This is a genomic window from Botrimarina colliarenosi (assembly GCF_007859955.1).
GTDB lineage: Bacteria > Planctomycetota > Planctomycetia > Pirellulales > Lacipirellulaceae > Botrimarina > Botrimarina colliarenosi.
The window spans coordinates 608,164-621,193 of sequence record NZ_SJPR01000002.1; the positions used below are offsets into that span (position 1 = coordinate 608,164).

Consider the following 13,030-nt stretch of genomic DNA (forward strand, 5'->3'; position numbering starts at 1 on the left):
CGGCGCCACGGGGGGGCGGCGTTTGCGGGCTAACTATCCGCGCGGAGGGGCAGGCCATTCGATGGTTCCCCCGGGTTGGAATGGTCTTCTTCCGGCGCTTCGATGCGGGCCTCCGCGGCGACCTCGAGATTGTCGAAGCGCTGGGCGGTGACTTTGTTTTGTGAGACGCCGCTGAGGGGGACGCCCCCGCCGGTTACTTCCTTGAGCAACATAGTCAATCGCTCGGTGAACACCTCTGGAGAGAACCGTTCGGCCGAGCGTCGCAAGGCTAAGCGGTCTTCGTCCTCAATCGGCTCACCTTGTTCGAACCGATCAACCGCCTCAAGCAAGGATTCAGGCGTTTGCGCATTGAAGAAGACGCCGGTTTTCCCCTCGCTGACGGACTCGGTCACGCCCCCCTTCCGATAGGCGATCACCGGCGTGCCGCAGGCCATCGCCTCGACGGGGACAATGCCGAAGTCCTCCTCGGCCGCAAAGACGAACGCGTTGGCGCGTTGCATACTACGTACGAGCGCTTGGTGCGATTGCCAGCCAAGAAACTCGATGTTGGGCCCGGCGATTCTTTCCAGACGCCGCTTCTCGGGCCCCTCGCCAATGATAACCAGTCGGCGCTCGGGGGTCCGGGTGAACGCCTCGACGATGAGGTCCATCCGCTTGTAACCGACCAGTCGGCTGGCGGCGAGGTAATATCCGTCACGCCGCTCGTCGCCCGCCGGGACGAATGCGTCGGTATCCACTGGCGGATAGATCACCTCGGCTTCTCGCCGGTAGAACTTGGCGATCCGTCGCGCCACGAATTGGCTGTTCGCGATGAAGTGATCGACTCCGAGCGAGGACCGGGCGTCCCACGTCCTCAGGTACTGTAGGATCACGCGGGCGAAGAGCCCCCGGGGACCATATCCCAGGCCGGCCTCGTCGAGGTACTGGTGCTGGAGGTCCCAGCCGTAGCGGACCGGGCTGTGGCAGTAACAGACGTGCACTTGGTCGGGGCCGGTGATGACGCCCTTCGCCGCGAGGTACGAACTCGAAACGACGAGGTCGTACCCCGAGACGTCGAGCTGCTCGATCGCCAGCGGCATCAAGGGCAGGTAGGCGCGGTGCTTCGACCGGGCGAAAGGCAGGTGCTGGAGGAAGGTGGTCCGCACCGGTTTGCCGTGCAGGAATCCTCGGTCCTCTTCCGGCAAGAAGTCGAAAAGGCCGAAGACGTCGCACTGGGGCAAGACGCGGATAATCTGCTCGACGACACGTTCGGCGCCGGCGTAGGTGTAGAAAAAGTCGTGGACGACCGCGACACGCAGTCCCCCGAACTCGCCGACGGGCAGAGTCGGTGACACCGGCTTAACCGAAGCGTCTTGGCGGGTGACCCGTCGCAAGGCGTAGCGACCGTTGTCCGCCATCAGACGAGAAAACAAAGCCAGCCGTTCGCCAGCCGACTCGAGCGACTCGGCGATTGGTATCCGCACCTCAGCGATCGTTGAACGTCCGCCGGCGATTTCGATCGGCAGATTGGCGTCGAGGTGCAGCCCTTCTCCCCCGAGGTCGATGTCCGCGTTCACCCAGGTAAAGGTGCGCTCGTCCGTCCCCTCGGCGGGAGCGATCGGCAGCACGAGCCGAGCGAAGTGCAGCCGCTCAGCGGCGTTGCAGACGGTCTCCCACCATTCACGGAAGGTCGAGGCGCTGTCGAACTCAAGCTGCAGCGCCTCGAACGAGCTGCGATGCCGCCGCGACGTGCGGTCGATCGCGCGCTTCTTGCGGATCGCCGAGACCATCTCGGTTGTCCGCATCGAACCAGCCGCGTGGAAGAGCGCCCAGATGAGCGGCGCCACCAGGGCGAGGCCGCCAAGGGTGTGCCATCCATCAAAGCCCAGCGAGAAACAGCCCACCGCGACCGCCGCGGCGGAGAACGCATGGATCAGCAGCGTGACGTGATGAGGCTGAATGCCACGATCGAGCAGTCGGTGATGAATGTGCCCCCGCTCGGCGGTGAACATCGATCGCCTCTGTTGGTAACGACGGCGGAACATCGTCAAAGCGGAGTCTACGATCGCGACGCTCATCGCGAGCGAAGGGATCACCATCGCCCGCATCGTGCCCAGTTGCGGCTCGTCGTTGGCGGCGATCGTCATGGCCCCGATCAGGTAGCCGAGCGTGAGGCTTCCGCCATCGCCCATGAACGTCCGTGCCGGCGAGTGGTTGTAGTAGAGGAAGCCTGCGATGGCGCCGACCATCACCATCGGCGCGACGGCGGGCGCGTAGTTGTGGGCGTCGAGCTGGAAGTAGGCCAGCACGCCGAAGGCCATCAACGCGAGCCCCCCCGCAAGTCCATCGAGCCCGTCGATGAAATTGAACGCCACCGCCATCCCGGTGATCCAACACGCCGTGAGGATCCACGAGAGCCAGGGGAAGCTGATGAACGCCTCGAAGTCGTAGACCAACTCATGGAGGCCAGCCCCCGAAGCGGAGAACACGAAGGACGCGGCCAGCAGGGTCAGGAGCTTTAGCTTTGACGACACCTGCCAGAGGTCATCCAGGACCCCCATGCCGAAAACGAAGATCGCCCCGACCGTGAGGGCCGCGTAGTGTTTGACTTGGATCCAACCGGCGTCGGTGTGGGTGTTCGCGAGATAGGCGAACGCGGGGATCCCTACCAGCAGCGCCGCGCCGATGATGCCGACGCCACCCAGACGTGGCGTTGACTTCTGATGCACCTTGCGCGGGTCGGGATGATCCAGCAAGCGCCAACGGTGCGACAGCGTGATCGAGTAGCGGGTCAGCAGGAGCGACACGACTCCCGCAGCAATCGCGGCAAGGAAGACGCTGGTCATCGGCAAGCCTCCTGGAAGGCCGCCGCCTCAACGTCGATCGAAGTCCTTACAACCAACGAGACCATTGCTGAACTTGAGGCGAGACCGAAGGAACGACGTGTCGGGGTATCAATCCCACACGGCCGACCCCCTGGTGCGAGGCGGGAGTTGAGGCGGGAGCATCCCGGCGCCGAGGCGTTCGGAATGCCAGTGACCAGCATAGACGGCAGACCGCATTCAGCAACCGAAACCGCATTTCCGCCCGAAAAAAACTGGCGGTTTCGGTTAGGTAGTCTGGTCAATCTTTGCGTTCTGGCGGCGTGGACAAGCCTTCACTCGCCGGTACTCCCCCGCCGATCCCCGGCGGTTTCGACGGGGATACTCGCCGTTCCGGCGCGAATTACCGCAGCAGGGCTGCTTCGATCGCCAATCCGGGGCCAAAGCCCAAGAGGACGCACGGGCCCCTGTCTCCGCCCCGGCGGAGGGCGTCAAGCACGAAAAAGACGGTCGGGGACGACATGTTCCCAAACGCTGCCAGCACCTGACGCGACGCCTGGACGGCGTCGGGATCGAGCCCCAGCGCCCCGGCTGCCGCATCGAGGATACGGGGCCCCCCGGGGTGGATCGCCCAGGACGCGATGTCCGCGATCGCCAAGCCCCGGCCGGCCAGCCATCGCTCGAGGGGCCCACGGGTCTGCTCCCGGACCAACCCCGGCACTTCGGCCGAGAGGGTCATTTCGAATCCATGGTCGCCGATCCGCCAAGACATCGCGTCCCGCGTCGCGGGGAGGATCTCCGAGAAACTGCTATCAACCGTGACGCCTCTCTCGGCGGAGCCCCCCTGATCCGATCCACCCGAAATGACGACGCTAGCGGCGCCGTCGGCAAACAACGAGTTGGCGATGATCCGCTCGGGCGTCCAGTCGTATTGATAGTGGAGGCTACACAGTTCGACCGCGACGAGCAGCACCCTAGCGTGCTTGTCCGCCTCGCAGAACGCTTTGGCGACCCGCAGTCCGTTGATCGCGCCGTGACACCCCATGAAACCGATGCTCGTCCTGGCGACGGTCGGCGGCAACGGCAGCCGTTCGATCAAAGACACATCGACTCCCGGCGCTTCAAAGCCGCTGCAGGTAACCAGCACCAGGTGGGTGACGTCGCTGGCGTCGAGTTCCGCGTCGGCGAGTGCCCCTCGCGCCGCTCGCTCGGCGAGGTCACTAGCGGAGGCATGGTAAGCCGCCATCCGCTCACTGGTTGGCGGACCGAGCGGTTGCTCCGGCGCTGAGGGCTTGTAGAAGTTTTGCTGCGCGGGCTCACCATTAGTCGAGGAGCGCAGCAGCACGCTGTGCCGCTTGGTGACCCCCGAGTGTGCGTAGAAGCTGGGCGCGAGACGCCGGTTCTGCGCCGTCGCGACGCACACGCCGAGCGCGTGGTCGGCGGCGTCGGTCTGCAGGATCGAGTGCTCGGGGGTCGCCAGACCTAGGCCGGTCAAGATCGCCGTCACGCTACGCCTCGTTGGTTGCGATGTCTTGGTGCACTGACGCGCTGCGCGACCGCCTTGCCGAGGGTCGGCCAGGCCGCCGCGAGTTGTAGGCCGATCCGCGTCGCCCAAGGGCGCCGCAGCAGCCACGCGATCCTCCGGCAATCGGCTTGGCGCCGGCGTCGCCGAGCGGTCTGCTCGGCCTGCCAGGCGTCGGCAAGCGAATCGGTCCATTGCTCGGAAGCGCGGATGGCAAGCGGGATGACGGCCAGCGCGTCTTCAATCGCCGCCGCCATCCCTTCGCCGGTAAATGGTTCGACGTAGCCGGCGGCGTCCCCGAGGAGAAAGAGTCGCGACGCCGCGAAGCGGCTGGCGGTTTGGGTTAGATGGCGGGTGCCTCGCCACGGGACGTCTTGCAATGGGGCGCGGATTGAGAGTCCGGCTTCGGCAAGCGTCCGCTGCACGACCCCGGCGATCGCGCCCCGCCCTTCGATCGCCGAGGGGTCGAAGGCTCCGGCCAGGTTGAGCCGCCCCCGCTCGCAGCGAACGAGCCCGACGTACCCTTCGCCGCCAATCGCCATGTGGATTCGGCCCGGCGCCAGCGCGGAGGTCGGAACACCTTCGAGCACCCCACCTATACCAATCAGTGAACTCGTTTCGACTTGGGACTCGATCTCCGGGAGCCGGGCGAGCGACGGCGCGCCGAGCCCATCGGCGACAATGACGACCGCGGCTTCGACTTCTGAAGTCGCGCCGGAATCGGTGACCAATTGAACGCGCCGGCCCCCCCCCGCGGTCGCATCCATTACCGTGGCGCGGACGCCTTGCCGCGTTTCGACGCCGGCCGCGCCGAGCGAATCGATCAGGCGCATGTCGAGCTCGCGTCGCGTCACCGCCAACCCAGGTGGGGTGGGGACGTAGAGCGTCCGACCTCGCTGGTGGAGTTCGATTCCTGCGGTCGCGAGCCCTCCAGCGGCGTCGAGCGCTTCGCCAAATCCCGCGGCGCGAAGCCCCGCCACGGCGCGCTGGTTGAGGCAGCCGCCACATACCTTGTCGCGGGGGAAGCGTTTGGCTTCGACCAACAGAGTCCGCAATCCCGCCTCGGCGAGTCGGCGCGCCGCCACGACTCCGCCGAGTCCGCCGCCGATCACCAACGCCTGCCAATTCTTGATAGCCGGGTCGTTCTGCTCAGCTCGTCTGATCAAAGAGTCCGCTCCCATTCCATCAAATACCGGCAAGGCCAGTGGCGCGTCCAACGAGTGGAAGCGAGCCCCGCCGTTTCCGCCAGCGTCTGCGCTTCCTCCACAGTGTAGGCGCCCCGGACCGAGGCGGGTCCGTCGTAATGCACGATTGGTGACCGCGACAGCAGCCGGCAGCCTGCCCACGCTAGCAGCCAGCCGGTGCGGCTCCGCTCCAGATCATCCAGCAACACCGCCTGCTGGGCCGCCTCGCTCAGATGCCCCAGCAGGCGGAGCGACGCGGGTTGATCGAGGTGATGGAGGAAGAGCGTCGAGGTGACAAAATCGTATCGCCCCGGCAGAGGTTCGCTGATTGCGTCGGCGACGAAGAAGCTGAGCTTAGCGCCTTCACCCGCGTTTCGATTCGAGTGGGCGACGGCGGTGGGGCTGACATCGCACCCGTAGCAATCGACATCAAGGCCCGAGCCACGCGCCCGTCGCGACAGCGAGGTGATCAAGTCGCCCCCGCCGCAAGCGACATCGAGGACACTGAAGTGCGTTAACCGACGGCGTGCGGCGATCCGCTTGATGGCGCCCCAAATCATGGCGGAGACGCCGCTAATCGCGTTGACCCGCCGCAACCCACGGAGCGCCGCAAGGTGGGACGCTTCGTCCAGCTGCGGATCGTCCATCAGCTCGGGAACTAAGCGTCTCTCCATTCCGCCCATCTCGTGTGGCGTCCGTTGCCGGATCGTGTTAAACCGATCTACTAAGACCTTAAGAGTACGGCCTAACCCGGCCCCAAGGCCAGCCCAGGGGGCCCCCAAGCACCCCGCACGGCGTGCCCGCTATGACAAGGACGTCATCGATTTCTCACCGCTCTCCTGCTCACGCACGCCGGCGCCGCGGCGTCTCAGCCGAGCTACACCGCGGGCGACCTCTAACTGCTGACTAGCCGTGTCTAGGCACTGGTTGGCAAGACCGGCTTTGCGCACCGGCAAGGCGGCGTCACCACACGCTGAACCTTTTCGCCGCAACGCACTCCATCGCGAGTTTCCTCCCATGATCGCCTGCCCCGATATCCGCAAAGACGTTATCCGTCGGCACTACGACGTCTCGACGCTGTTCTACCGGCTGCTGTGGGGACGCCACATCCACCACGGCTACTGGGAGGCGAACGAGTCGCCGGCGGTCGCGCAAGATCAATTGACGGATCGCCTCGCCGCGGCCGCGGGCGTTGAGCACGGCGCCCGCGTTGTCGACATCGGTTGCGGCATGGGCGGGTCGTCGCGCCGGCTTTCTAAGCGACTCGGATGCGACGTGACCGGCGTCACCATCAGCCCGTTCCAGCGACACTGGGCGACGACGGCGGCGTGGCGAGAAGGGATGCGCCAGAACGTCCGTTTCCTTTGCGCTGACGCCGAGAATGTCGAGTTGCCGGCCGCGAGCTTCGACCTGCTCTGGAGCGTCGAGTGCACCGAGCATCTGTTCGACAAGCCCGAGTTCTTCCGCCGCGCCGCCGACTGGGTCCGTCCGGGCGGCACGGTGGCGATCTGCGCCTGGCTCGCCGGGCCTGACTTGAATCCCGAGCAAGAGCAGCAAGTCTACGACGTCTGCGAGGGGTTCTTCTGCCCGTCGCTAGGATCAATGGAAGACTACCGCTCTTGGCTGACCGACGCGGGCCTCGAGATGGTCGCCGCCGACGACTGGACCCAAAACGTGGACCGTACCTGGGAGATCTGTCGCGACCGGGTCAAGCGTTTCGGGATCCACCGCGCGGCGAAGTGGATCGACCGAGGACAGATAATCTTCCTCGACCGTTTCCAAACAATTCTCGACGCCTACCGCAGTGGCGCGATGCAGTACGGATGCTTCGTCGCCCGCAAGCCCAGCTGAGCTCACCCTTTCAATCGACGCGGCTCTTCTGGCTTCTCAAGGAGGGCGCCCCCGCAGCGCACGACTCTGATCTTCGTTCTGCCTCCGCAGGGTACAGGTGCTGCCCATTGCGGGCGGGCTTCATGTGACCAATAACGACTGCGATTCTTACGACTACGATCTGGGGCGCCCCGCGTGCCGTCGTCCGCCACCACGGCGCCCACGCCCCGGCGGGCGTCCTGCTTCCCGCCCTGTACACGTGGGTCCCACCCAGCCGACGGCGCCCCCCTGCCCTGTTAGCTATCAAGCCCACCGCAATCGGCGCTGCAGACGCCAGTTCCGGCATCTATCGCACGGATACGGGACGTGCCTTCAGACGCCTCGATTCGTTCGCTCTGCTAACAAGAACCGCCCGCACGGCAAAGCCGTGCGGGCGGCGTTCGGGTCGCGGGTCCCGACGACCTAGCGACCCCCAACCTCCGTCAAACTCAACGCCATTTCAGCACCGCGAAAACGCCCTCCCCTTCGCGGATCCGATCCGGCAGGGCCAGCAAACGATCGCGGTAGACGCTGAGCAAGATCGCCACGGCGAACACGGCGCCGCCGCCTGCCATCAGGTAAACCGCCACGTTCTGTAGTTGGTCGGGCATCTGGAGCAGCGTCGCCAGGCTGAACAGGTAGACCGCTAGCGAGCCGACGCCGGCGAGCGTCGTCGCCCGTAGCCGGCAGAGGGCGCCGACGCCGACCAGCACCAGGCCGATCGCCAGCACGCCAACCTCGTGCAGCGCGATCCAACCCGGGTCGCCGCCGAAGAGCCGGGTCGCGACGAGGCCGATCGTCAGCGGAGCCGTCGCCAACAGACTTCCTGCCCACAGGTTGAAATCGGTCAGCGAGTCGGCTGCTTCCCCTTCCTCCGCCTCGCGGCGCCAGCCGATCAGCCCCGCGACGACCAATCCGACGCCTACGGCAGCGGCGAAGACTTCGATCCGCTGCCCGAAGGTCAGCACCGACAACGTATTTAGCAGCAACCCGGCGACCGCCACCTGGCCGACCCCGAGCGCAGCCAGCGCACGGCGGCCTTGCTGCGGCCGCGACAGCGTCACGGCGAGGCCACTCATCACCGCCTGGGCGGCGACCATGCCGAGGAGTGGCCAGGCGACCTCACCAGCGAGCAGGCGATTGCCGGCCAGCAGCACGCCAGCGGTCGCCGACAACACCAACCCGATCCGGGCAGCAACCCCGACCGCGGGGCCCTTGCCGATTCGCTCCAGCGCGATCAAGACGAGGCTTACTCCACTCAGCACGACGAGCGGCGTGCACGCGCCGATTTGGTAGACAACCACGGCCTGCCAGCCGGTCGCTACAGCGGCAAGCACGGCAGCGACCGCCAATCGTTCGCGACGCGGGCCAACGGCGGCCATGGCGAACGCTGCCGTCAACAACCCGCTGGTCGCCATCGTGGCCAGGTTTGGCGCGTCCACGACCATCGGCGTGACAAGGGCGCCGACCAGCCAGGCCGAGGTCTCGGCGCCACCGGCGAGGGCTATCGCTTCGTCTCGACCGCTCCGCAGGCGGGCCGCCGCGCCCCAACCGGCAGCGGCGAACGCTCCGGCCGGCACGAGCCACGCTCCCGCGGAGAATTGCGGCAGACAAGCGGCGACTCCGATCGCTAGAGCGACACTCGCCAGGGCGGGCGCCACGAATCGGCTCTGCGAAACCGAGCGCCGCGCGCCGAGCCACGTCGCTGCCGTCGCTAATCCCGCTGCAGCGATGTAACCCAAGCCGAAGTCGAAGCCAAGCGGTCCGGCCGATCCCACGAGCAATGCTCGAAAGAGTTGGACGAGGACGAGGGTCAACGCTGCGGTGGCGGCAACCCCGGCGACGCGATCGGTCGCTCGGCTATCCGCCCCGCTTTCTTCATCCTCATTTTGAGTCGTCAACCAACGACCCGCGACGCGGCAAGCGATCGCCACTGCGCCCAACAGGCTGGCGGCCAGCGTCTCGGTCAGTTCAATGCCTGCCAGGTCGACGCCGATCAACGCACACCAAGCGAGACATAGCGCCGCCATGACGACGAAACGATGGCCGCGGGCGACGAAGCGATGGCTGTAGGCATAAGCATAAGCGCCCGCCAGCGTGAGCCCGCACGCGGCGAGTTTCACCTGCCCGACAAGCGAGACGTCGGGCTGGGTAAACCACTCGAGGTGCGCAAACAACGTCTCGTAGAACCGACCGGCGAAGCGGCCCGCCAACAGCACGACGAGGCCGCTTGCCAGCAGCGTGTGACCGGCACGGAAGAATGCGAGCCCGAAGTTTTGCCGCGTAAAGGGGTCGTCCGGTGCGTCGGCTTGTGCCGTCGGAAAGAGCCGCTCGGCGTGGATCGCCGCGACGCCGAGCGTCACGAGCAGCGTGCTCGGCGCCAGGACTTCCCAGAAGTGCCCAACGTCACCGTCCGCCAAGAAAACGAGCCCCGTCATCGCCACCCCAGCGGCGAACGCATAGACGAACAGCGAGTCGCGCAGCCACCGCGCGACCCCGGCGTAGACAACGCAGCCGATAAGGGCGGGGATCCAGAGGTTGCCGCCGCCGGCGAGCGTCACGAGCCCCTGGGCGTCGTAGAACCAGAGGTTCAGTGGCAACAGCAGGCAGGCGAGCATCGCCGTCGCCCGGCCGGCGAGCCGATAACGAGTCCGAAGACAAACCGCGACGCCGAGGCCCAGCAGGGCGAAGTTGGCGACGCCCAAACCGACCGCCGCAGGGAGCGGCTCGTCGAAGACGCCGATGACGAACAGCCAGAGGACAAGCCCCAAAGAAAGGAGCCCGCCGCCAGCGAGCATGAGGGCCTGCAGCCCCCGCGGGTCGACGAGCATGGCGACGAGTCGGTTCGGGCCGGGGCCCTGCAGGGAGTCTTGGTCGGTTGGCGGCGTGTCAGTGGGTGGCAGGTCAGTCGCACTCATCTCAAGGCTCTCGGATTGGGGGGGAGTGCGAACGCGGTCGTCGGGACCGTCGATAGTCCCTTAAGCACCCCTTGCGCCAATCCGCGCCATCAAGCCGCAAGTCCTTACATGGCAACTACTTGCGTTTTTTTGACGACGTGACACCTGCTAAAGAAAAGTCATAGAGGGGCTGGTTCTGTACATCCTGCGCCGACTGCCTGGCGCCTGATGTACACTTCGGGTAGCCCATTCCAAACGCCTCCCGCCCCGCTCCGCCATGGCTCGCCTCGCCGACGACGAAGACCACCTGCTCCGGTCGCTCTCCGAGTTGTCCTATTGCAACCCGTTCGAGCCGGTCCGGATCGACGCCGAACGGGCCGTCCTCCGCGACGCCCACCAGCCCGAGGCGCTCGATTCGTGGAGCCGTACCGCGGATGGCGCGCGGACCGAGCGGCCCAACATCGTCGCGATCAATGAACTCGCGGCGGGCCTCGTCGAGCGGCTCTATGAGCGGCAACAGGTCGAGGGTTCGCTCGAGGGCGACGAGGCGACACTCTACGACGACCTCGTGACCTACACGCTCTACTACCGCCACGTCGCGACGCTTGAGGCCGAGCTGGTTTATCCGGCCGCGGGCGACGCACGGATCAAGCGGGTCTGGCGCGAGTACCGCAAAGAGCGTGAACGGCTCCTGGCGCCCCTGGCCGACAACGAGCGGAGCCGGCTGAGCACGAGCGAGCACCTCTTCGCCTGCCTTCACCAGGTGCGGCGGGCGTTCGACGGCATCTACCACTGCCTGATCGGCGAGTCGGCGCCCGCGACGCGGCTGCGCGCGGCGGTGTGGCAGTCGATCTTCACGCACGACTTGCGGCGCTACCGAAGGAGCCTCTTCGGCCGGATGCGTGAGCTCGCAACGCTCGTCACCGGTCCCTCGGGCGCCGGTAAGGAGCTCGTCGCCCAGGCGATCGGCCGTTCGCAGTACCGTCCCTTCGATCCCGAGGCGGAATCGTTTGTCGGTGAGGGCGACGCATTCATTGCGCTGAACCTGTCGGCATTATCGCCTACGCTTGTCGAGTCAGAACTCTTCGGGCACCGCAAAGGCGCTTTCACCGGGGCGACGAGCGACCGTGTCGGTTGGCTTGAGCGTTGCCCGCCACACGGCGCGGTCTTTCTTGACGAGATCGGCGATGTCGACCCTTCCATCCAAGTGAAGCTTCTCCGCGTCGCCCAGTCACGCGACTATAGCCGGCTCGGCGAGTCCGAGTCGCGGTCGTTCGCCGCTAAGCTGGTCGCCGCCACCAACCGCGACTTGGCGGCCGAGATGCGCGCCGGGCGATTCCGTGAGGACCTCTACTACCGGCTCTGCAGCGACCAGGTTGTTGTGCCGTCGCTCGGCGAGCAGTTGGCCGATCAGCCCGCAGCGATTGCGGGGCTGGTGCGATTCCTCGTCGGCCGCGTCTTACGAGACTCTGAACCGGCGGAGGCCGAAGCGCTCGCCGAGGAGGTTGGGGACTGGATCACCGGTCGGATGCCGCCGTCGTACGAGTGGCCCGGCAATATCCGCGAGCTCGAACAATGCGTCCGCAGCGTTCTGGTGCGGCGTGAGTACCACCCGACGGAGGTTGGTGCGGCCCGTACAAAGCGTCCCACTTGGCTCGACGACGCCGAGCGGGGCCAGCTGTCGGCCGACGAGCTCTTGAACGCTTACTGCCGACAGGTTTACGGCCAACAAGGGGGCTACGAGCCAGCCGCCCGCGTGCTCGGGCTCGACCGCCGCACGGTGAAGAGCCGCGTGGATAGTAGCGATTAACGGAAACGCGTAGCTGGCGCCCCGGATCGCCCCCTCACCCCGTCGGGGAGGGGGACCATGGCTGCAACTAGAACGGCTTGGGTAATTCACCATCGGCGCGGGCGCCGAGTTGGCGGAGCACCTCGGGAGCAATGTCTTCACGCAAGGTGCGCGTCGAGCCATCGGCGAACGCCGCTAAGACGACGCCCGGATGCAGGCTCGAGAGACCGCCGACAAAGACCGGGAGCGGCTTCTCCTCTGCGGGGGGCGCCGGGGCGTAGTTGTAGCGGCGGTTGTTCCCCTCGTTCACGCTGCTGGTGTTTCGCAGCGTCGCCCGTGTCCCCGAAGGCCAGCCGAGTGCTTCCTCCGGGTCGGTGCGGGCCTCCGAAAGCAAGATCGTGCGGCTCGATCCGTCGAGGATGTCGATGTACCGCACCGCGCTGTTGAGGAAGAGCAGTCCGTTGTTGTCCTCGTCGATGGGCGTTTCGGCGTTGTGATGAATGCCGACGTAGCTCGACCGGGCGGCGATCTCGTCCGAGTCGACAAACTCGCGGCCTTGCGAGGGGCACTCAAGCAACTCCAGCGGGAGCTTACGGATCTCAGCGTTCACGGACGCGTAGGCGCCAGCCTCCTGATCGAAGAGGTTGTAGACCGTCGTCTCCTCGAAGTACGGCAGGACCTGGACGATCCAGCCGACGTGCCGCCCGAGCGGCTCGCTGCGGATCGGGCCGTCGGGGTTGAGCACGCCGGCGGGGAGCGCCTCGTTGGCGAACTCGTAGTTGTGCAGCGCGAGGCCGAGCTGGGTGAGGTTGTTCTGGCAACTACAACGCCGGGCCGCCTCACGCGCCGCCTGCACCGCCGGGAGCAGCAGCGCGACCAGGATGCCGATGATGGCGATCACCACCAGCAGCTCGACGAGCGTAAAGCCTCGCGGCTGGCGAGGACCTTGGTTCAAAAGAAGCATGGCG

The 13,030-nt window shown here is 66.3% G+C and carries 8 protein-coding genes; 2 read left to right on the top strand and 6 right to left on the bottom strand.

Features of this window, described 5'->3' with window-relative positions:
* Nucleotides 1–29: 29 nt before the first annotated feature.
* The 4 genes from Pla108_RS10410 to Pla108_RS10425 form a co-directional block, all read right to left on the bottom strand.
* Nucleotides 30–2,825 carry a glycosyltransferase gene (locus Pla108_RS10410; RefSeq protein WP_146444863.1) on the bottom strand — a complete coding sequence of 932 codons (2,796 nt, stop codon included), beginning with the start codon at nt 2,823–2,825 and terminating at the stop codon, nt 30–32.
* 379 nt (nt 2,826–3,204) lie between these two features.
* The gene (locus Pla108_RS10415; protein WP_146444864.1) at nt 3,205–4,308 is read right to left on the bottom strand and encodes a type III polyketide synthase; all 1,104 of its coding nucleotides are present in this window, start codon (nt 4,306–4,308) and stop codon (nt 3,205–3,207) included.
* A complete protein-coding gene (locus tag Pla108_RS10420; RefSeq protein ID WP_197526465.1) occupies nt 4,305–5,489 on the bottom strand; it encodes an NAD(P)/FAD-dependent oxidoreductase in 1,185 nt (394 codons plus the stop codon). Before Pla108_RS10420 ends, Pla108_RS10415 begins: the two co-directional genes overlap by 4 nt.
* Entirely contained in the window at nt 5,486–6,181 is a 696-nt protein-coding gene (locus Pla108_RS10425) for a methyltransferase domain-containing protein (protein ID WP_197526466.1), read from the bottom strand. Before Pla108_RS10425 ends, Pla108_RS10420 begins: the two co-directional genes overlap by 4 nt.
* Nucleotides 6,182–6,524: 343 nt before the next feature.
* Here Pla108_RS10425 and Pla108_RS10430 point away from each other — a divergent pair, with 343 nt between their 5' ends.
* The gene (locus tag Pla108_RS10430) at nt 6,525–7,358 is read left to right on the top strand and encodes a class I SAM-dependent methyltransferase (protein ID WP_146444867.1); all 834 of its coding nucleotides are present in this window, start codon (nt 6,525–6,527) and stop codon (nt 7,356–7,358) included.
* A gap of 467 nt (nt 7,359–7,825) precedes the next feature.
* On the opposite strand, the gene Pla108_RS10435 is transcribed toward Pla108_RS10430, so the two are convergent.
* A complete protein-coding gene (locus tag Pla108_RS10435) occupies nt 7,826–10,294 on the bottom strand; it encodes a hypothetical protein (protein WP_146444868.1) in 2,469 nt (822 codons plus the stop codon).
* A 256-nt stretch (nt 10,295–10,550) separates the two neighbouring features.
* On the opposite strand from Pla108_RS10435, the gene Pla108_RS10440 reads away from it, so the two are divergent.
* Nucleotides 10,551–12,083: a sigma-54-dependent transcriptional regulator gene (locus tag Pla108_RS10440; protein ID WP_146444869.1), complete on the top strand. Its 1,533-nt coding sequence runs from the start codon at nt 10,551–10,553 to the stop codon at nt 12,081–12,083.
* A 67-nt stretch (nt 12,084–12,150) separates the two neighbouring features.
* Here the strand turns inward: Pla108_RS10440 and Pla108_RS10445 are convergent, their stop codons facing one another.
* Entirely contained in the window at nt 12,151–13,026 is an 876-nt protein-coding gene (locus Pla108_RS10445) for a DUF1559 domain-containing protein (protein ID WP_146444870.1), read from the bottom strand.
* Between the last annotated feature and the right edge of the window lie 4 nt (nt 13,027–13,030).